The following is a 21,521-nucleotide window of genomic DNA, read 5'->3' as shown; positions in this document are numbered from 1 at the left end:
ATTTTAGCAGTGTTAATAACTTAGGAGCAAATATCATCTTAAGCCTTTTCCAATAAGTTGTACTTTTTCAAAATACCGCGCAACTGGTGATAGCTTAATCCGAGTAACTCTGCGGTTTTCTTTTGATTATATTGACTCTCCGCCAAGGCTTTCTTTAATAGTTCAACTTCATAGTTTTCTGTATGATCTTTAAAGTTGATAGGGAAACTAAACAGGCTATTGAGTTGGCCTGTTTGATGTTGAGTTCCTTCTGCACTGCTTGCTGAGCTTGTATTACTGTCCTCAGGGCTATTACTTTCAATTGGCGCTGCACTGACATGTGATTCTGCACTAGAAGTCGCTGGGGCTTGTCTTTCTCGAGTTTTCACTCGACCGGTTGGTCGATAAGGGGAGGCAAATGGATCGAGAATAATATGGTCAATTTCATCACCGTCAGATCCTCGGCGATAAACGCTTCGCTCAACCACGTTTTTAAGTTCACGAATATTGCCCGGCCAGCGGTGCGACATTAATTGCTCTATTGCGATGGGACTAAATCCACCGAAAAAATCTAAATTCAGCTGTCTTGCCATACTGATAGCAAAATATTCAGCTAAAGGCATAATGTCTTCTGTTCTGCATCTAAGCGGTGGTAGCGTGATTACATCGAATGCAAGTCTATCGAGTAAATCGGCGCGGAACTCACCATTTTCAGCGAGTGAAGGTAAATCTTCATTGGCAGCACAGACGAGTCGAACATTAGTTTGTACTGTTTTACTGCCGCCAACACGTTCAAACTCACCATATTCAATGACACGTAATAACTTTTCTTGAATTAACCCTGAAGTGTTAGCAAGTTCGTCTAAAAATAGTGTGCCGTCATCTGCGCGTTCAAATCGACCTTCATGTTTTCCTTTCGCGCCAGTAAAAGCGCCAGACTCATGGCCAAATAATTCGCTTTCTAGTAAAGATTCACTTAAGGATGAACAATTGAGCTTAATAAACTCTTGATCCCATCTGGCAGATAGATAATGTAGACGTTCTGCGATAAGTTCTTTACCAGTACCACGTTCGCCGATGATTAAAACCGGCTTAGATAGTGGGGCAACTTTAGACACATGTTCCAATACTTCTAATAAAGCATTGGATTGTCCGATAAGATTGTCTTGCTCAAATTGTCTAGTCACTGTAATTTTTAGTCTAATACGCTAACAAGTGGTGAAAATCATAATAGTTGGCTAGCGCTTTAAAATAAAGGAAAAGTTAATATTTTGGTTAACCTGTTGAAAGATAACACATATAAAAAGTTGGCACGGCTTGTGAATAGTAATATTCGACATTAACAAAATATTTGAGGGACACATTATGGGAATCTTCTCACGCTTTGCAGACATCATTAATTCGAACATCAGTGCTTTACTAGATAAAGCTGAAGATCCAGAAAAAATGGTTCGTCTGATTATTCAGGAAATGGAAGACACGTTAGTTGAGGTTCGTTCAACTTCTGCCAAAGTGTTAGCAGAAAAGAAAGAACTACTGCGTCGTATTAGCCGAGTGCAAGAGCAAGTTATCGATTGGCAAGCAAAAGCAGAATTAGCTTTATCGAAAGATAGAGAAGATTTAGCAAAAGCTGCATTAATTGAAAAACAGAAAACAGTCACCATTCTAGAAACATTAGAAATGGAACTGCAAGTAGTTGAAGAGCATATTGCCCGTCTTAAGCAAGAAGTTGAGCAACTACAAGAAAAGCTTAATGATGCTAGAGCTCGTCAGAAAACCATCATTATGCGTAAGCAAACTGCAACTTCACGTTTAGAAGTGAAAAAGCAGTTAGATTCAAGCAAAATTGATGACGCGATGGTGAAGTTTGAGAATTATGAGCGTCGTGTTGAAGGTTTAGAGTCACAAGTTGAAGCTTATGATATCGGTAAGAAAAGTAATCTTGCAGATGAGTTTGCTGCATTAGAAGCTGAAGACTCAGTCAACGAAGAATTAGAGGCTTTAAAAGCAAAAGTTAAAGCTAAATCAACAACTAAAACAACTACTAAATCAAGTAAGTAAACTTTTTCAGAGGTGAGTTATGGATATGGATCTTCTTATTGCCCCAATTATTATTTTTCTTGTGATTGTGGCGCCTATCTGGTTGGTTCTTCATTATCGCAGTAAGCGACAAGTGAGCCAGGGGCTCACTGAGGCAGAGTTTACACAACTGAACGAACTGATTGCCCAAGCTGATAAAATGGGCCAGCGAATCGAAACATTGGAAGCTATTTTAGACACGGAAGCACCAGAGTGGAGGGGAAAACATGAGCAAGGCTAACGGTCGTACATTATACCGAATCCCCAAAGCGGGTAAAATTTCAGGAGTTTGCGCAGGGATTGCCGACTACTTTAATTTTGAAACCTGGTTAGTACGTGTTATTGCGGTATCAATCTTTTTAGTGGGTGGTTCTGGACCAATATTAATCATCTACATTGCATTATGGTTAATTTTGGACAGCAAGGTTGAGGAGGTGACGACAAAACCGCACCATAAAGATATTGAAGTGAAGAAAAAAGTTTGGCAAGCAGGTGAGCCAGCTAAACGCGCACTTCATGAAGTAAACAGTCAGTTCTATGCGCTTGAGATTAGATTACAACGTTTAGAGCGCCACGTGACTTCAGATAATTTCGATTTGAAACATGAAATTAATAATCTGTAATCTTGTTCAATCTGTTGTAAGTAGGCTCTTTCTAACCAGAGCAACTAAAATCCAATGGGCGGTATCCCGCCCTTGATTTTTTCCTTTCCTGCCTAAATGTTATAGTAATTAGCACAGCAATAACTCCCCAAAATGATCACCAACACTTTTTTGAAATACTTTTTGTATAAGAGTTGGTTTTTAACAGATAACTTGAGATAAATTATGAGCTTTATTGATCGTTCAATCAGTAAAATTTCCAAAAAAACGCATCAATTAGTGCATCGTAGCACCGATAGACATGTGCGTTTAGCTGTAACGGGGTTATCTGGCGCGGGTAAAACTGCTTTTATTACTGGGCTGGTCAATCAAATGCTTCATGCTGGCAGTAACGTTAAACAAAACCCTTTACCGCTATGGCAAGTCTCAAGGGATAATCGGCTTATTGGTATTAAACGCACTATGCAGCCAGACCTAGCCATAGCAAGTTTTGATTATCAAGGTGGGATGAATGCTCTGACTTCATCTCCTGCGACTTGGCCAGCTTCAACACGTAATATTTCCGAGCTCCGTTTAGCGATAAAATATCGTCCCAGAAAGGGCATATTAGCCAAAATATCAGATACGGCGACTTTATATGTCGATATTGTTGACTACCCAGGTGAATGGTTGTTGGATTTACCTATGTTGAAGCAAAGCTACGTTGAATGGGTAGCGGGCCAACTTGAAGTGAAAAACCGCTTAAGACATTCGCCATATTTTTCTGCTTTTGAGGACGCGATTAACGCACTTAATTTAGCGGAGGTGGCAGATGAACATAAGTTAAAGCAAGTTGCCGATTTATATCAAACTTTACTCATTGATATGGTGAACAAGCAAGGTTTCTATCTTGCTCAGCCAGGGAGAATGTTATTACCAGGCGAGTTTGCTGATACGCCATTGTTAGCCTTTTTCCCATTGGTTAATTTATCTTTAGAGCAACTCACGGAGCTTGAAACGTCACCAGATGACAGTTATTACCAAGTATTAAAAAAACGCTATCAGGAATATGTAACAGTCGTGGTTAAGCCTTTTTATCGCGATTATTTTGCAAGCTTTGACCGTCAATTGGTGCTGGTGGATTGCTTCAATGGGCTAAATAGCGGTAAAGAACAATTTGAAGATATGGGGAATGCGTTAAATAGCATTGTTGAAAGTTTTCATTTTGGTCAATCAAGTTTATTAAAGCGTTTGTTATCGCCGAAAATCGATAAATTATTATTTGCGGCAAGTAAAGTGGATAGGGTGACGCGCGATCAACAAAGCCATGTACTGAGCTTATTGACCGATATGCTTAAACATAGTCAACATTTCGCCAATTATGAAGGCTGTGAAGTAGAGACCATGGCTATTAGTGCAATTAAAGCAACACAGCACGGTATGGTAAATACCTCATCTGGCGAGCAAGAAGTGGTTCGCGGTATCGATGAAAATCATAATATGTTGACTATTTTTCCTGGTGAAGTACCGCAATCATTACCAGAAAATGCATTTTGGCAAAAGCAGGGCTTCAACTTTGTTTCGTTTAATCCGCCTAAATTGAATAACAACGCGACGTCAGATCCACGCTTTGAACATATTCGATTAGATCACTTACTGCAGTTTTTACTGGGGGATAAATTACAATAATGAAGCTATCTCAATCGCACCATTCAAGTGATAACGAATCAATGCAGCAAACTAAATTAAAGCAGCAGCAAGTATTTGCGTCTGAAACTACAGAAGAGCCTCAAGTCAAACCGAGTCAGTCTTACGCCGAGGTTGAGTTCCAGTGTGAGTTAGCCTTAGCTGAAATTGTAGAGGACATTGATGTTATTGAGCCTACACGGTCAGCTAAACGTTGGTCGCCATTAGCGAAGCTTTCTTTAGTTGGCATAAGTTTAGCTGTGATTGTACAAACCTTACTAGGGCTGCATGCTGCTTTTTTACAAAGCCCATGGTTATTTGGTTTTTATGCCTCGGTGACAGGTGTGATCCTTGCTTGGGTATCTACGGTTACGTTGGCTGAATGGCGAAAATTAGTAAAATTAAAACATGTTGCCGATACTCAAGTCACTGGCGAGCGGTTATCACAAAGTATGCAGCGAGGAGAGGCGGAAAAGTTTATATCGCCTTTATTATCTCAGTACCCAGAAAGTACGGGGAAACAGCAATTTAGCGCAATGAATACTAGTGAGCATAACGATGCTGAAATGGTGCTGCTGTTTGATGATTTAGTTGTTTCTGAGCGTGATGAAAAAGCTAAACAAATTGTTAGCCGGTATGCAGCAGAGTCAGCGTTATTACTGGCTGCTAGTCCATTGGCTGTTTTAGATATGGCGATTATTCTCTGGCGTAACCAACGAATGATTAATGCTATCGCTGATATTTATGGTATCGAATTAGGGTATTGGAGTCGAATTAAGCTGATTAAAAGTATTATTATTAATATCGTTTATGCTGGGACAACAGAAGTGGTTGCCGATCTCGGTACCCAATTATTATCTGTTGAAATGACAGGCAAGTTATCTGCAAGACTTGCACAAGGTCTTGGTGGCGGTTTACTGACTGCAAGATTGGGTTATCAAGCAATGACGTTATGTCGTCCTTTAAGTTTTAAAGAACAAAATAGACCTAAACTTGGCCAGATCCATCAACAATTATTAACTGACTTGAAAACGTTTTCTGCATCCATGATGCAAAAGAGTAAAGTTAAGTCTGCGTCAGAGACCCATAAAGACTAAGTTAAATTGAGTTTGATAATAAAAGTTGATTAATATTTGAACTATTTAGATTGTTGACTACAGTTTTATGACAGTGATTTTTCAGGGGCATCTTAAAGTGGCTTTGTCGCTTTGAAACTTTACTGAATTGCCCGATCACGGATAGGGAAGAAGATCGGTTTTAAATAGGACTTAAAGGAGTAAACAATGAAACATCCATTTCTAATGGGCGTGATGTGCGTCTGCGTTTTATCTATTGGGATTTCACAGCCAAGCTTTGCAAAAGAAGCGATTGTAGCCAAACAAGCTCAAACTCAAGCTAAAACGACAAAAGCAGTTAATGATATCAAACTGACCAAAGTTAATATTAATAAAGCCAGTGCTGCTGAATTACAGCAATTAAAAGGCATTGGTGAATCTAAAGCTAAAGCGATTGTTGATTATCGTGCAAAGCATGGCAAATTCAGTAACCTTAAACAACTTAGCCAAGTATCGGGTGTCGGCGATAAATTAATTGAACAAAATGCGAAACAGATTAGCTTTTAATCAACTGATTAATTGGCAAAGTATCAGTTAACAAAAAGGAGCCAGTGGCTCCTTTTTTATACTCATTTAAATTCAAATGATTTCGAATCTAATTTTCACAAAACTCAAATACAATTATTGCGCATTTAACTGCTGTCCATTTATGTCAGCTGCATCATCGCTCATCAAATAAAGATAGGTTGGCATGATGTCTTTAGCTGTTTTTAATGTTGCTGGATCTTCGCCTGGATACGCTTTTGCGCGCATTTCTGTGCGCGTTGCACCTGGGTTGATGCTATTAACACGAACACTTGTGCCTTCACACTCGTGAGCTAAAACTTGCATCATGCCTTCAGTTGCGAATTTTGAAAACGAATATGGGCCCCAGTAAGCACGACCTTGTCTGCCGACACTACTTGATGTAAACACTAATGAAGCAGAAGGTGCTGCTCGCATAATAGGCAGTAGCGCTTTAGTAAGGATCACTTGCGCAGTTACATTGATTTTCATTACATCTTCTAAAGATTCCAAATCAATATGTTCGAATGGGCCTAATGCGCCTAATAAACTAGCGTTATGTAAAACGCCATCTAGGTGACCGAATTGCTCTGCAATGGTATCGGCCATGTCTTTATAATTTTGCTCAGTGGCACCTTTTAAATCCAGTGGCACGATGGCAGGTTTTGGATAACCCGCTTGTTCTATTTCATCGTAAACGGCTTCTAACTTGTTAACTGTTTTACCGAGCAAGATGACTGTAGCGCCATGTTTAGCAAAAGTAATTGCTGCAACACGGCCGATGCCAGCGCCAGCACCTGTGACAAGAATTGTTTTATTATTTAATGAATCTTTTTTAGCTTGATATTCCAACATGGTTCTATTTTTCCTTCGGCTGCAAAAGCACGTCAATTCTAGATTCGAACAAAAGATAAACGATCGTTTTAAACAAATGACTGATAAATGTTAACGTGTAGTACTTTTGCATGTAACAAATATGTAGCTAACTCAATAGTTTTACGTTAACTTGAGATGAGTTAAGGACAAAAATAAGTCCTTATGGTCATGTGTTTACGCTATTGTGACCAATTTTTGGGGAAATTAAAATTATTACAACAAGATTTGGGGAAAAAAGATGAAAAGACTCATATTGGGTGTTGCAATTGCATCTGCTCTTGGGCTTAGCGGCTGTAGTGAAGATAGTTCAAATGAAGCGAAGGATTCAGTCGAGCCACTCATTCCATTCTCTCAAGTGGTTTTCGACCCTGCAGCGGGTGATGTGCCACTGCCAAATGACCTTTTATTTAACGGCACTACAGATGGCACGTTAAATATTCCTGGTGAAGACGGTGTTGATTATGTCGACCCTTCATTAGCTCTTGGCGCATTAGATGGCTGGTCTACTAGCTCTCCAATATCGATTTCAGTCGATCTGCCAGAAGATAATAATGGTGTCATGCTCACTTTAGATGCAGCTTCTGTGTTCCAACCAGGTGCTGTGCGCATGTTTGAAGCAACAGTTGGTGGAGCATTATCAACCGATCCAGAATGTGCTGCAGAATTAACGCTTTCAGCGTGTAAAGTTGGCGATGAACTTCAATTTGGGGTTGATTTTGTCGCACAGGCTTCTGGTAATAGCATCGCTATAGTGCCAATTAAACCGCTTAAATCAAACCAATCTTATATTTATGCCACTACCAGCCTGATCCAAGATTCTGCTGGTCGTGCGATAGAGCCATCAAGTACTTATAACTTACTTAAATTAGATATTGATACCGATCCGCTTGCAACCGACGAGCAGTTATTGCTTCAAGGTTTAGTTAACAGCTACGAAAAAGGTATTGCTGCCGAACACGGCGTTGATCCAGAAACGGTTTCTTATTCAGGTTTGTTTACCACTCAGTCCGTTGCTGATGTTTATGAAACCTCTAAATTGTTAATGGCTTCAAGCGATCCTTATAAGCCTTCATTTGTTCAACTGCCAATGCCGATGGATAATGGTTTCGGTGGTGTGGTGACTGTTGCACAAGCAGCTGGCTTAACTGAGGCTGACGGCTTAGCGTATGTGGTTTCAGATATTGCTGAAATTTATACCGCAGTTATTCGTCTGCCTATATTTGGTGATTGTTCATCTGTTAGTTGTGTTATTCCAATTGTTGATGGTGCGCCTACTGCGCCAAATGGCCGTTGGTTTGCCCAAGGTGATAGCCCTGTATCTGTATTACTCGCACTTGAAGCGGGTACGATGAGTGTTGCAAACTTCAGCTCACAAGCAGTTGCGCAGGGTGTTGACCCAGCCGCCGCATTGCAAAACCCAGCGTTAATGGCAGGTAAGTCTTGGATGCTTGATGATGGCACTGATGCCGATACCACAAAGCATTTGACCAAGTTCAACCCAATCCCTGCGATCATGGGTTATGAAAATGTTAATGTTCAAATTACTTTGCCTAACGCGGCTAAGTTAGCAGCATTCAGCGCGCAAGCGGGATTGCCTTTTGTCGCACCAACAAATGGTTGGCCAACGACGATGGCGCTGCATGGTCTTGGCGGTACTAAGCAAATGGCATTAGCTTATGCAGGTACATATGCTGCGGCAGGTATTGCAACGATTGCCATCGATATGCCTTTACATGGTGACCGTTCATACGATGCTACTGGCAACGGTGTTTATGATATCTCAGCAACCAGTGATGTATTTGGTCCTGCATACGCTAACGGTAACCCATTAGTGTTTGTTAACGTGGCAAGCACTTTAACCGTTCGTGATAATTTCCGCCAAGCAACATTAGATCATTTAGGTCTTCGTTTGTTACTAACTGGTATGTACACACAAATCGCGCAGGCTGGTGGGCAACAAGTATTTGATATCAGTAAAATCAGTGCTCAAGGTTTAAGCTTGGGTGGCATTGTTGGTACTACATTATCAACTTATGCATCTACTGGTTTAGTTGACCCAACAACAGGTACTGAATTACCTAATGCTTACGGTATTAATGCTGCTTCACTTGTTGCGCCGGCTGGTGGTTTAGCTGGCTCATTTGCAGGCTCACCAACATTTGGTCCTGTTTTGTTTGAAACAGTAACAGGTACAGCAGATTTCCAAGCATTGGTTGATGCGGCTAATACAGGTGGATTTGAACCTGGTACGCCTGAGTATGCTGCACTTGTGCAAGCGGTTTACGCTGAATTTATTCCTACCTTTGCATTCGCAGTGCAAACCGCGATTGATTCAGCTGACCCAATTAACCATGGTGCAATGTTAGCTGAAACCCAATTGCCTGTTCATTTAATTGAAGTGGCGGGTGATGGTGCTGGTAACTTACCGGATCAAGTATTACCTAATAGTGTTGAAGGCTTCCCACTATCAGGGACAGAGCCTCTTATCTCTGCACTAGGTTTAGGTTGCGTTAGTTCAACTAATGCAGGTTCTGGCGCGGTGAGATTTGCTAAAGGTCATCACAGCTCGATTGTTAGCCCTGATGAAATTGATGGCGTAACAGATGGTATGGCTGCGCAAGCTACAGTTGAAATGCAATCTCAAGTAGCGGCATTTGCTAAGTCAGCAGGCTTAGGTGCAGCAACGATTCTTGTTGATAATGCAGATGTTATTGTACCTTGTAGCTAATTAATGATGTTTAATTGTTAATTGACTAAAAACCCAGCATTTGCTGGGTTTTTTATTGTCTACTAGCTTCAACTTCCTGCTAAGATAACCCACAATTATGTTTTTCTTTACGGAGTGTATTTTGGAGTTTTTATCTGAGTACGGCATGTTTTTAGCTAAAGCCGTCACGATTGTCGTTGCAATTCTTGCCGTTGTGATTGTTGTACTTGCTAGCAGCATGAAGCAAAAAGCAGACAAAGGTGAGCTTAAGCTAACGGATGTCACTGACGAGTTAAAGCAGCTTGAAAAAGAGTTAAAAGAAGAGCTGTTTACTAAGAAGCAATTTAAGGCTTATGAAAAGCAATTAAAAGCTGATGATAAAGCGGCTGAGAAAGATGACACTTCTCCATCAAAAGTTTTTGTTATCGACTTTAAAGGTAGCATTGATGCCGGTGAAGTTGCTTCTTTACGTGAAGAAATTACTGCTATTTTAACCGTTGCTGATAAAGATGACCAAGTGTTGGTTAATGTTGAAAGTGGCGGCGGTATGGTGCATGGCTACGGTTTAGCATCAAGCCAATTAGATAGACTAAAACAAGCCCAAATTCCTTTGACTATCTGTATCGATAAAGTCGCTGCTAGTGGTGGTTATATGATGGCATGTGTGGCTGATAAAGTGTATGCAGCACCTTTTGCTATTGTAGGTTCAATTGGGGTTGTAGCGCAATTACCGAACTTTAGTCGACTATTGAAAAAGCATGATATTGATTACGAACAGCACACTGCTGGCGACTTTAAGCGTACATTGACTGTGTTTGGTGAAAACACGGATGAAGGTCGTGAGAAGTTTCAGGAAGAACTTGAAGAAACGCACGTGTTGTTTAAAGAGTTCGTCAGCAAATATCGTCCAGATATGGATATTGCTAAAGTCGCAACCGGTGAGCATTGGTACGGTCAGCAAGCGATTGAACTGGGTTTAGTCGATGCTATTTCTACCAGCGATGATGTTATTTTAGGCCTAGCTAAAGAACATCAAGTGATCAAAATTAAATATCAAATGAAAAAGAAGTTAGCAGATAAGATAGCACATGGTGCTTCGCTATCTGTTGATGGGGTTTTAAATCGTTTGATGGAGCGTGAAAACGCAGTTAAATAATTAAGGATATGGATGCAGCAAGAGTCGGGTTATAAAGCGAATATGATGGTAGGTGATCAATGTTATCCTGCCTTTGAATTACGTAATTTACTCAATTTTATCGATATTCACCTAGGTGAAACGGTTGCTGCTGATATCTACCAAAAACTGGGCTTAGGGCCATTAGAACTTAAGGCGATGCAGTTTGTTTATGTATGGCAAGTTGAGTTCGCGATGGAGGAACTACGCACCCTCAGTCCAGATAAAGAGATTGGTGCCCGCTTGGGTGCCAGTTATCAAGTTGCCTCCCTCGATGTTCTTTTACCCTTCTTTGATCAATTCACAACTTTGGGGCAATGTCTTAAATTTGTGATTCAAAACCCTGATTTAGCAGGCAGTTTTGCTGATACCTTAGTTCTAATTGAGGGTGACACTCTATGGGTGCGTTGGCTCAATACCGGTAAAGTCAGCGAAGACAAGTTTGCCTTTCAGTTTCATCATAGTGTTTGCGCTTTACTTGGCGCTGCGAGGCAACTCGTTGATGACCCAGTCTATATTGATGAGATCCATTTTGCTTGCCCATGTTGCAATACCGACTTTCTCAGCCAAGAGACCGGTGCTACCATGGTATTTGACTGCGACTTTTTTGAGTGGGGCATCAAAATGGAAGTGCTAAATTCTCCCTTAGCATTTCAATTTTCGCAAGTTAAACACAATAAATCGGTGCCAGACGCCACTTCTTTTATTGATAAAGTGCTAACAAATATTCGGCACTCTATGCCAAACCCACCTAAATTAGAGCAATTTGCGTTAAGTATGCACATGAGCGATCGCAGTTTACGTAGGAAGTTATCTGCTGCTGGCACGACATATCAGAAGTTAATCGACCAAGTTCGCTGCCAAGCGGCAATTAATTTAATTTTGACTGATAAGCTATCCATTGAGGATATTGCTGAGACTTTGGGTTATGGCGATGTATCTCACTTTAGGCAAAGCTTTAAACACTGGATCGGTTATCCTCCTGGACATTTCCTAAGACTCAATCAAGCCTCAAAACAGTAATTTTTTGAGTAAAAAGCAGGGAGTCCGTTGTTAACAATTATCTCCTGTATATTAGCTTGGTGTTACTCGCTTTGCATTATTGGCAAGTTGCTATGGTTGCCGACATACTATCAATCCAACGTTTAACTAACTCAGTGCCTTCAGAATGAATTATTTCTCGACCAATCGGCGGCATTTTGTCTTTTGGGGAAGATAAGATTTGACGATAATGCACTATTGAGCGCTCCGCGTTTCCTGGCACAATGTCATAAGCTAAACCATTAGGACCACCATCCCAGCCCGGAGGTTGTTTACAAACGCCATATTCAAAAGATGTGTGGTCGACAAAGTAGCTTAACCGCAGCCCTGAAATACTCGCAAAGCCCTGTTCGTTATGACAATGTGCGCAGTTAATATCTAAATATCCTTTCGCGCGATTTGTTAAATCTGCTTCACTATTGTCTAGAGCATAAGATTGATCAACAGTATCTAATTCAGGTAATCCAGACAGCATTTTCCTATCTTGCCAAAAACTCAATTGATTCACTTTATTACCATTTTCTTGAACTATATTCCGATTCAATAGGTGTGCTTTTAAACCAATTGGATTAATTCTACTAATATCCTCTTCATTGATTTGGTGGCAAATTTTGCACTCCACTTTACTGGGGATATGGTAATCAAAGGTAATGGACTCGCCTTGATTATTTAAGGTATGAGTGACATTGGCACCGGCGATAATCAGTGAGGCAATGTCTTGTTGCCACTGATATGTTAGCGCAGTCCAACCCGTTTCCCTGTGGATCATCAGTCGGGTTTCAATCAGCTTTTCGTTGCTGGTTCCGGTTAACTGAGTGTCAAATGGCAGAGCAAATGTTTTTACTAACACGCTGCCAATAGGAAGTGAAAAAGTCTGTTGTGGGTTAAAAAACATCGACTGACTTTCGGGTAAATATATGAATCGATACTTACTGGCATAATTTGAAAATAATTCCGTGGACAACTGATAACCACGGCCTGGCTCTTGTGGTGCATGAGTTGGTATTGAAGGGTCGATAAATAAGCCATAATCACTTAAATTAGGGCAGTCTTTGCTCATTAACGCCTGCCAATTTACTTCTGTATTGGTTAACTGACAAACATCATCTGAACCTTCTGGCTGTTCAGGTGTTGTTGGCGTGGCTGGCGTACTAGGTGCTGAAGGAGCTGTTGACGTATTTGAATCATTACTGTCTGATCCACCACAAGCCATTAATACTGAGCTTAATAGTAAGATGAGTAGCGGTATTAGAAAGTTAGTTTTGATTTCAGCGTAATGAGTCATCAACAGTATCCTGCATTTTATAATTATTTGCCCCAAACTTTGAATAAATTTTGGTCGTTATGATTGGTGGTCATGATTGGTCGTTATGATTGGTTAGTGAAATGAAAGAGGATGAACCTAGGTTCATCCTCTAAAGTGGCATTCTATGAACAAGACGCCGCTGGTAATCGCTTAATCCATTCACTGATCAAGGCAACACCTTCATCGTGAGACAGACTTCGGCCAATCTCTGGCATTCTATCTCCAGGATCATTAGTTTCCATTCTAAAGTGTAAAATAGACTCTTCAGGGTTACCTGGTACAACATCAAAGCCTAAGCTACCACCACCATAAGCGACTGGTGACTTACATGTTCCGTGTGAAAAACCTGCATCTTCAGCATAGCTACGCCAATACTCAAGCTTTAAGCCTGTGTTAGACGCGTTGCCTTCAGGGCGATGACAATGAGCGCAGTTAATATCTAAATAGCCTTTTGCAGCATCCATTAGTTCAGTATCTGACATTGAACTAATACTGTCTTCATCGCCATCTTGATACTCAGGTACCATATCAACATCTGCTAGGCTCGGAAGTCCTTGTAATATGCCTGCAGATTGCCATTTGGTTAACTGGTTCATGCTGCCATCAATATAAGCATAATCACGATTTAAATGACGTGCTTTAGGTCCGATAGGCATGAATACCGCATTACTGTCCTCATCAGCTTTAAACTGGTGGCATTGTTTACATTGGTTCATGTTTGGTACCACATAATCAAAGCTGAGCATTTCACCTTTATGGGTGACTTGCTTACCTTGAATCGCGCCAGCTTTAGCTAACACAGCATCTGACTTGTCTGCTTTCCACACATAAGGAAGCGCACTCCAGCCAGTTTCGCGATGGATTAATAACCGTGTTTCGATTAAATCTTCATTAGCGAAGCCGCGTGCATTAGTGTTTTCTGGAAGTGCGAAGGTTTTACTGATCACAGTGCCAACAGGGAAGTCGAATGACTCATTCTCACTGTAGTCGGCTTTCGTTCCATCGGGTAAATAAACAAAACGATATTTGCTGGCATGATCGGTAAATAATGGTGTATTGAGATCGTAAGGTAATCCACCAGAATTTGGTGCATCGGTAGGGTTTGCCATGTCGGTAAATAGATTATAGTCAGACAAATTTGGGCAGTTAGCTTTTAATAGTGCATCCCAACTGACATTACTTCCTGATGCTTCACATAAACTTAAGTCGCCATCTCCTTCAAGGCCACCTTCGCCTTCACCGATAGAGCCTCCGCCACCGACTAAGGTGCCACCATCACAACCTGCGGTATCGTCGTCGACGCCACAGCCAAAGATTTCATCGCCAAAGGTGACGGTATGGACAGGCAAACTGACTTGAGCACAATTCATTAATTCAGCTTGTGTTTTTTCATACAGCACATCAGCAATATTCATATCGGTATTATTGTTGGCATATAATTGACCAATACTGACATCACCATTATTTTGCGCACAAATATTGTCACTGCCATCAGGATTAAACGGCAATTCTTGTAAACCTAGATATGCCGCTGTGCCATTATTAGACAACATTTCCCCTAAGCCATCATATAAAATCCCGGGGAGTGAGCCATGGGTTAATACATAGGCTTTAATGATGTCTTCGATTAAATAACCTTTAGGCTTTTGGCCATATCCTGAGATGACGTTATCGTGAATCGAAATATTACGCGGAGTAGGGCGCCAACCATCTGCAATCGCTTGACCTGGTTGACCGTAATTACCCACAAATGTACTGATGTCTGGCTCGGCAATAAAGAAACTTGAAATGGTTAAGCCAACAGTGTCGTGGTTAGTAATTTCGTTATTAAAAATCTCTACATCATCAGTCGATAAAACAATCACCCCAGTCCCAGGTGGTACAATATGAACCCCAGCAGGATTTGACGATGCATTGGCAAAGTTCAGGGTATTATTGTCATAAACCTTGTTATTAAAGATACGCACACTGGAGCCATAGCGGTGATTATTAATCGGTAAATCGAAGACTAAAATACCACCTGTGTTACCCACAGCTTCGTTATCATATACATCGGCATATTTTGAGTTTTCGATCTCAATGCCCGCGACGTTTTCTTTAGCGATATTACGTCGAACCACTATGTACTCAGATTGGCCTACATAAATACCCGCATCGGCGCTACCGCGAACATAGGTATCTTCAATCAGGATGTTCTCACATTCCACAGGGTATAGGCCATAAGCGCCATTACCTTCATCAAGTTCGCCTTCCCACACTGTCGCAAGGCGTCTTAAGATGATGCCATTGGTGTTTTTTAGCTTAATACCATTATTTTTTGCTTCGTTAACCGATAAATCCTGAATAATAATATTAATCGCATTTTGCACGAATATGCCATCACCAGAGTTAGCTTCAGAGAAATCGAGTACGGTATCATCTTGGCCATACCCCATGATGGTAATATTTTTAGCAAAGCTACCATCGCCGTCGACATCACCATCAAACAATAAAGTGGATTCGATTTTGAAGTTACCTTTAGGCAGCACAATAACATCATTACTTTGTGCGTTAATTAGGGCTTCTTGAATACTGATAGTAAGGTTATCGCCAGCTTCGACCATTATCGCACCTTCAGGAAAGGTTGGGCCGGTTTCTGCGGGTGGTTGAACGACTGGTGGGGTTTCGGTAACTGTGGTGTCATCATCATCTGAACCACAACCTGATAAACTCATAGTGACAGCTGTTGCTACAATGGTAGGCACCAGCCATGGCATCTTCTTGTTGAACATAGCATCTCCTGCTTTTTATTATTTATTTCCTACTCCTAAAGTTCCGCCAGTGGAGTGGATACGATTTATTTCGTATGACTCCAACATGCCTTGTTTGTTAATTGTTAATCAATGTGAGATCTGGCCACATTTTCTTAACATGCGTTTTTGGTTATAAGGGAGATATTTTTCAGAGAAAAAAAACGACAGCCTAAGCTGTCGTTGATTGAGTACTAACTTATTGTGCGGTAGAAACTTCGTAAAATTAGTATATTAAAGTACTGGTTTAGGCTTTGTAACTTAAGTGCTGGTGAAAGCGAACAATGACATCAATATGTTCTTTATCAATATCAAATTGGCTGGTGAATTGACGCACAGCATCCTGAACTTGATTCATAAAGCGGCCATAGCCTTCATCATATCGATCGTCTTTGGCTGCAACAATCACAAAGCGAATGGCTTCAGCTAATTTAGTATCGTCCCAGTGGCAAATAGGTGCTGGAGCTGCGTCGCTTGGGTCAAACCCTACCATCTGAAATTCAGCAGTACTGTTTAATTGCTCATATTTACTGTTACGGACTAACGGCACTTTTCCATTCGCAACCATTGCAACTCGGTGTAATTTGTTGTCACTGGTGGCTTTAATAAAGTGATCTGCAACCCGCTGATACTTCTCTCCAAATGAGGTAGCATTTTCAGCAGCTAATTGCTTCTTAATACGACGGCCCATCGGTAAGCTAACAGTGACATAGTTAAGTGCACTGACCGATTCAGGTAAGTTACATTCACGGCGCTTATAGCGACTATCTACGGCACGTAACTTGTAACCATAGGTTTCTTTAAGTCCTTTTGCTTTTGCGAAAAAGTCATAAGAAATATGCTGATGATCGCGAATTTTTGTCGGTACTTCTTTATTGGGGAGTAACGGCTTTATTTCAGCTAAGAAATTTTGAACCTTGGCATGAAACTCTGCTGAATTACTACGCAGTTCATTACCAGTAGCCAGAAAAACGACTTTTAACTTCTTCGCTCGATACCCTGGAAGCGTGTGTAAACGATTGGCTTCATGATGAGCAGGGTTGTAGAAAAAGCGCAGTTGTTCTTCTGTAGATAAACAATAAGCTTCACTATGGAAACGTACCATCGGTAGCTTATCAGTCGCGATAACATGAACATTGTAGAGTTCTAGTTTATCTGCAACTTGGAAAACCAGCTTACTAAACTCTTGATAGCAATTATCTAAGTCACTGTATGACCCTAATAAATCATCGGTTAACGTAAATCCAACTGTGATGTACTGGTTTTTACGTGTAGCTGTCGGTAAATACACTTTCTTTTGACGACTGACGGACATAATTTTTCCTTTTAGCCATAGGGTGTACCAATTAAAACTCGAAAAGAACAATTCAGTCTTGTTCTTCATATCATTGGTATTATTGAAACGTTTTAAACAAATCCATTTTGTTTAGTTTAATCTTAAAACCTTAAAATAAAATTACTATTTGCGCTTTTTTGCTCATTTCTAGTGAAATATTTTAACCTTGATTACTTTTTTAACGCATCTATGATCCACGGCGCCATCCATTGCGTAATTTGTGGTTGAGCCTCGACATTTGGATGAATACCATCTCGTTGCATTAAGTCAGGGTTTGGTGCAATGTCCAACATAAAGAAAGGCACTAATGCAATGTCAAAGTCATCAGCAAGTTGATGGTAAACATCGTTGAACATTTTAGTGTATCTTGGACCGTAATTAGGTGGCACCATAATTTCAGTCAGTAATACATCAGCGCCACTGTCTTGAGACAAGCTAATGATTTTTGTAAGATTTGATTTCAGTTTGTTAGGCGGAAAACCACGAAGACCATCATTGCCACCCAGCTCAACTACGACTAGGTCAAATTGGGTTGAAGCCAGTAAATTCGGGAGTCTACGCAAACCACCTGCGGTAGTTTCACCGCTGACTGAGCCATTGATAATGTCATGTTCAGGGTGCTTATCACGTAACAATTGTACCCAACCTTGCTCTTCTGACATGCCATAACCTGCACTTAGACTATCACCTAAGATCAAAATCGTGGCAGCATAGCTAGAAGTGGAAACAAACATTGTAGATGCTACAAACAAAAATGCCGCAGTAAGCAGGCGTTTAGCCGGTAAATATAAGAAGGATCGTATGTCGACTAATTTTGCAAATAATTCAAGTGCCATTAATGTTACTAACCTCAATAAAACTGTAGTGACCCAAGAGGGAGAGCTTACTATCCTCAATGGCATTAATATGGATGTCAAGCAGGGTGACAGTATTGCTATTCTTGGCCCGTCAGGTTCTGGCAAGTCAACGTTACTGGGTTTGTTAGCTGCGCTCGATACACCAACCTCTGGTGAGATATTACTGGATGGTCAAGCCCTGTCTGGGCTTAATGAAGAACAAAAAGCGGCGCTGAGAAAACAAAAAGTCAGCTTTATTTTTCAGTCTTTCATGTTAGTTGATACCTTAACCGCGCTGGAAAATGTAATGTTACCAGCTGAACTTGCAGGTGTCGTGAATGCGCGAGAGAAAGCAGAGAACATGTTAGAACGTGTGGGGTTATCGCACCGCTTAACCCATTTACCTAAGCAATTATCTGGTGGTGAGCAGCAACGTGTTGCTATTGCACGTGCCTTTATTTGCGAGCCTAAAGTGCTATTTGCTGATGAGCCGACTGGTAACCTTGACAGTGCCAACGGCGATAAAATTGCTGATATGTTGTTTGCGCTCAATCAGGAAAGTGACACCACACTAGTGCTAGTCACCCATGACTTAGAGCTAGCCAAACGCTGCAAAAGACAGTTAGTGATGGAGAACGGCCATTTATCTGAGCCCGCTGTCAGTGAAGAGCAAAACGTCTCAGAGGAGGCGTGTTAATGGAATTACAATTAGCGTGGCGTTTATTTAAGCGCGAATTGATGCAAGGTCAGTTATTACTGATTGTACTTGCTATCACTTTAGCTGTGTTATCGGTCAGTGGGCTTGCGAGAGTGAGCGAGCGCTTACAAGTGGCAATTAACGGTGAGGCGGCCAATTTTATTGCGGCAGATAGAATCATTGATTCCCCTGCGCCGCTAGATGAGCAAGTACTGATACTCGCAGAGTCACTTGATATTAAGCATGTGACCAATATGAAATTTAACTCGATGGTTTATTCGGGTGATAATTTTCAATTAGTGACAATAAAAGCCGTGGGTGATGGCTATCCACTGCGTGGTGAAATCGAATTATCATCTGGCATTACACAAGCATTACCACTAACAGGTGAAGCATGGTATGAAAACAGACTAGGTGGGTTATTAGGTTACCCAACCACCTTGGAGTTAGGTAATACTGAATTAAATTTATCTGCTGAGATTAGTCGATTACCTGATGCTGGCTTTAACCCGTTTGCTTCATCGCCAGTGTTATTAATGCGTTTAGATGATGTCGATGCGACTGGAATTATTCAACCAGGTAGCCGGGTAAGTTACGTCTATCAATTCGCAGGTGAAGCCGCTGCGTTAACTGAATTTGAAACTCAAGCTAAGCCGCTATTAAATAACAGTCAGCGTTGGACTGATGTGCAGTCAGGTGATTCACCAATTGCCTCAGCGGTGAAACGTGCAGAACGATTTTTATTATTAGCCAGTTTACTAGGTATTGCATTAGCGTGTGCTGCGATAGGTATTGCTGCGCAGCGTTATTGCCAACGACATTATGATGTTGTTGCAATGCTCAAAACCTTTGGCGCATCTTCAAAACAAATCCGCACCTTGTTTGGCATTCACTTAATGCTAGTCACAGTATTGGGTATTGTTTTAGGTCTAATCGGTGGCTTGCTACTGGATATTGGTATCAATCAATTTTTACCTGCTGAAATAGCAGCCTATTCACCGCCTTATTCAAGACCATTACTCTTAGGTGTCAGCACAGGTTTAATCAGCGCCTTTATGTTCTCAGCGTATCCTTTAATGCGTTTGCTGGCTATTCCACCTTTACGAGTATTGCAGCGACAGCTTGAAGGGCTGCAGTTCGGCATGTGGTTACACTTATTGTTAAGCCTTGGCGCAATGGCGTTGTTAGGCTATTTGTATTCACGCAGTATCGCGTTAACCATGACCGTTGTACTGGCTGTGTTATTACTGGGTGTATTACTGAGTATTTTAGGCTTTGCCATGATCCGTTTAGGTCATAGCGTGGGCATGAAAACCACCAATCCATTTCAGCTAGCCTTGGCAGGACTTCGTCGCCGAGCGAGACAAAATGCGGTGCAACTGGTTGGTTTTAGTAGTGCCTTAGTGTTGTTATTGACGATTCTTGCACTTAGACAAGACTTATTGAATGAGTGGCAAAAGCAACTACCTGAAGATGCGCCAAATTATTTCTTGGTCAATATTGCCCCTGAAGATACCAAACCATTGGATGATTTTCTTGATAGTAACAAGATTATCGCAACTGATATTTATCCCGTGATCCGAGGCCGATTAACTCACATTAATGATGAAGAATTGATTTCTCGTCGAGAAGAGAAAGATGGCGCAGAAGGTCGAGTTGGGATCTCAAGAGAGCTAAACCTTACGTACAGAGAAACACTGCCGCCGAATAATGAAATTACCCAAGGGACTTTTAATCAGGCGGATGATGAAGTCTCGGTTGAAGCTGAAGTGGCTGAGCGTTTAGGGTTATCACTCAACGATACGATGACGTTTAATATCGATAATCAAAGTGTAAGCGTTAAGGTAACAAGCTTTAGACAAGTGCAGTGGGAAACCCTGCAACCTAACTTTTTCATGATTTTTAAGCCTAAAGCTTTGGAGCCATTTTCGTATACTTCGATGGCCAGCTTCCATTTAAATGATCAAGATTTAAAGCAAGCGGGGAGTGATTTGACTGCCAATGGTGTGGTGCTACAACTCATCCAACAATTCCCAACAATATCTGTGATTGATGTTGGTGCTATGGTTGGGCAATTAAGACAAATTATTGAGCAAGTTTCACTATCCTTGTCACTGGTGCTGGCGCTAGTACTGCTAGCAAGTGCATTAGTATTGATAGCACAAACAGAAGCTGGAATGGCAACCAGGCAGCGCGAACTCGCAGTGCTTAGAACCTTTGGTGCATCTGGTTGGCTGCTTCGCTCAGCGACTGGGCTAGAGTTTGCTTTATTAGGTGCAATAGCGGGTATCCTAGCGGTAATCGTGGCTGAATTTGCATTGTATATGCTGAAAACTCAAGTGTTTGAATTAGTGGTATATATGCATTGGCCGTGGTGGGGGATTGCGCCATTAGCTGGTGCCGCTGTGGTGGCCTTTTTAGGCATGTGGCGCTGTCGTCAATTACTGAATCAGTCATGCAGTGAATTGCTCAAAGCGGGTTAGTATTAAAACCCATTAACATCTAAAGGATTTGGATATGTTTGCGGTTATCTTTAAGGCTAAAGTGGGCGAGCAAAATCAACATTATCTTGATACTGTTGCGATTATGCGTGATTTAGCATTTGAGCAATATGGCTGTATTGATTTTATTGCCGTGTCAGAAGGGGAGCAAGAAATTGCAATTTCTTACTGGCAGTCAGAAGATGACATCAAACGCTGGCATCAGGATTCAAAGCATAGCGTTGCGCAGAAACTAGGCCAAGATAAATGGTATGCGTCCTATACCGTTGAGGTTGTCGAGGTAAAAAGAAAATACAGCTTCGGTGAATAAATTA

General features: G+C 41.2%; 18 protein-coding genes. 12 read left to right on the top strand and 6 right to left on the bottom strand.

The window, feature by feature from the left end; translation table 11 throughout:
• Window positions 1-38 precede the first annotated feature (38 nt).
• Window positions 39-1,166, bottom strand: coding sequence for a phage shock protein operon transcriptional activator (gene pspF, locus L2737_RS12425; RefSeq protein ID WP_248955918.1), 1,128 nt, complete (start codon window positions 1,164-1,166; stop codon window positions 39-41).
• A gap of 178 nt (window positions 1,167-1,344) precedes the next feature.
• On the opposite strand from pspF, the gene pspA reads away from it, so the two are divergent.
• The 6 genes from pspA (at window position 1,345) to L2737_RS12395 (ending at window position 5,947) form a co-directional block, all read left to right on the top strand.
• Window positions 1,345-2,040, top strand: a complete 696-nt coding sequence (gene pspA / locus L2737_RS12420; protein WP_248955917.1) for a phage shock protein PspA — start codon at window positions 1,345-1,347, stop codon at window positions 2,038-2,040.
• A 19-nt stretch (window positions 2,041-2,059) separates the two neighbouring features.
• Complete coding sequence (gene pspB, locus L2737_RS12415; RefSeq protein WP_102528790.1) at window positions 2,060-2,299, top strand: envelope stress response membrane protein PspB; 240 nt, start codon at window positions 2,060-2,062, stop codon at window positions 2,297-2,299.
• Window positions 2,286-2,681 carry an envelope stress response membrane protein PspC gene (gene pspC / locus L2737_RS12410; protein ID WP_102528789.1) on the top strand — a complete coding sequence of 132 codons (396 nt, stop codon included), beginning with the start codon at window positions 2,286-2,288 and terminating at the stop codon, window positions 2,679-2,681. The genes pspB and pspC overlap by 14 nt, the downstream gene beginning before the upstream one ends.
• Window positions 2,682-2,885: 204 nt before the next feature.
• Window positions 2,886-4,328, top strand: coding sequence for a YcjX family GTP-binding protein (locus L2737_RS12405; protein ID WP_248955916.1), 1,443 nt, complete (start codon window positions 2,886-2,888; stop codon window positions 4,326-4,328).
• A complete protein-coding gene (locus tag L2737_RS12400; RefSeq protein ID WP_248955915.1) occupies window positions 4,328-5,422 on the top strand; it encodes a TIGR01620 family protein in 1,095 nt (364 codons plus the stop codon). The genes L2737_RS12405 and L2737_RS12400 overlap by 1 nt, the downstream gene beginning before the upstream one ends.
• Window positions 5,423-5,608: 186 nt before the next feature.
• A complete protein-coding gene (locus L2737_RS12395) occupies window positions 5,609-5,947 on the top strand; it encodes a ComEA family DNA-binding protein (RefSeq protein ID WP_248955914.1) in 339 nt (112 codons plus the stop codon).
• 114 nt (window positions 5,948-6,061) lie between these two features.
• Here the strand turns inward: L2737_RS12395 and L2737_RS12390 are convergent, their stop codons facing one another.
• The gene (locus L2737_RS12390) at window positions 6,062-6,799 is read right to left on the bottom strand and encodes a YciK family oxidoreductase (RefSeq protein ID WP_248955913.1); all 738 of its coding nucleotides are present in this window, start codon (window positions 6,797-6,799) and stop codon (window positions 6,062-6,064) included.
• A gap of 259 nt (window positions 6,800-7,058) precedes the next feature.
• Here L2737_RS12390 and L2737_RS12385 point away from each other — a divergent pair, with 259 nt between their 5' ends.
• From L2737_RS12385 to L2737_RS12375, 3 genes are all read left to right on the top strand, one after another.
• Window positions 7,059-9,548, top strand: a complete 2,490-nt coding sequence (locus L2737_RS12385) for a VolA/Pla-1 family phospholipase (RefSeq protein ID WP_248955912.1) — start codon at window positions 7,059-7,061, stop codon at window positions 9,546-9,548.
• Window positions 9,549-9,669: 121 nt separating this feature from the next.
• Window positions 9,670-10,683: a protease SohB gene (gene sohB / locus L2737_RS12380; RefSeq protein ID WP_198589587.1), complete on the top strand. Its 1,014-nt coding sequence runs from the start codon at window positions 9,670-9,672 to the stop codon at window positions 10,681-10,683.
• 12 nt (window positions 10,684-10,695) lie between these two features.
• Entirely contained in the window at window positions 10,696-11,724 is a 1,029-nt protein-coding gene (locus L2737_RS12375; RefSeq protein ID WP_248955911.1) for an AraC family transcriptional regulator, read from the top strand.
• Between the two features lie 76 nt (window positions 11,725-11,800).
• Here L2737_RS12375 and L2737_RS12370 read toward each other — a convergent pair whose 3' ends face one another.
• From L2737_RS12370 to L2737_RS12355, 4 genes are all read right to left on the bottom strand, one after another.
• A complete protein-coding gene (locus L2737_RS12370) occupies window positions 11,801-13,027 on the bottom strand; it encodes an SO2930 family diheme c-type cytochrome (protein ID WP_248955910.1) in 1,227 nt (408 codons plus the stop codon).
• A 143-nt stretch (window positions 13,028-13,170) separates the two neighbouring features.
• A complete protein-coding gene (locus tag L2737_RS12365) occupies window positions 13,171-15,819 on the bottom strand; it encodes a parallel beta-helix domain-containing protein (RefSeq protein WP_248955909.1) in 2,649 nt (882 codons plus the stop codon).
• A 265-nt stretch (window positions 15,820-16,084) separates the two neighbouring features.
• On the bottom strand, window positions 16,085-17,152 hold the full coding sequence (locus tag L2737_RS12360; RefSeq protein WP_102528779.1) for a DUF3083 family protein: 1,068 nt from the start codon (window positions 17,150-17,152) through the stop codon (window positions 16,085-16,087).
• 191 nt (window positions 17,153-17,343) lie between these two features.
• On the bottom strand, window positions 17,344-17,907 hold the full coding sequence (locus L2737_RS12355) for an arylesterase (protein WP_198589586.1): 564 nt from the start codon (window positions 17,905-17,907) through the stop codon (window positions 17,344-17,346).
• Between the two features lie 67 nt (window positions 17,908-17,974).
• Between L2737_RS12355 and L2737_RS12350 the strand changes: the two genes are divergently transcribed.
• Genes L2737_RS12350 through L2737_RS12340 form a run of 3 tightly spaced genes read left to right on the top strand, consistent with a single transcriptional unit; the run spans window position 17,975 to window position 21,517 of the window.
• Window positions 17,975-18,706, top strand: a complete 732-nt coding sequence (locus L2737_RS12350; RefSeq protein WP_248955908.1) for an ABC transporter ATP-binding protein — start codon at window positions 17,975-17,977, stop codon at window positions 18,704-18,706.
• Window positions 18,706-21,189, top strand: a complete 2,484-nt coding sequence (locus L2737_RS12345) for an ABC transporter permease (protein ID WP_248955907.1) — start codon at window positions 18,706-18,708, stop codon at window positions 21,187-21,189. The genes L2737_RS12350 and L2737_RS12345 overlap by 1 nt, the downstream gene beginning before the upstream one ends.
• A gap of 34 nt (window positions 21,190-21,223) precedes the next feature.
• A complete protein-coding gene (locus tag L2737_RS12340) occupies window positions 21,224-21,517 on the top strand; it encodes an antibiotic biosynthesis monooxygenase family protein (protein WP_102528775.1) in 294 nt (97 codons plus the stop codon).
• Window positions 21,518-21,521 lie beyond the last annotated feature (4 nt).

Source organism: Shewanella electrodiphila (assembly GCF_023283985.1).
Taxonomy (GTDB): Bacteria; Pseudomonadota; Gammaproteobacteria; order Enterobacterales; family Shewanellaceae; genus Shewanella; species Shewanella electrodiphila.
The sequence above is the reverse complement of the archived record's forward strand: the minus strand, read 5'-3'. Positions and strand labels throughout refer to the sequence as shown.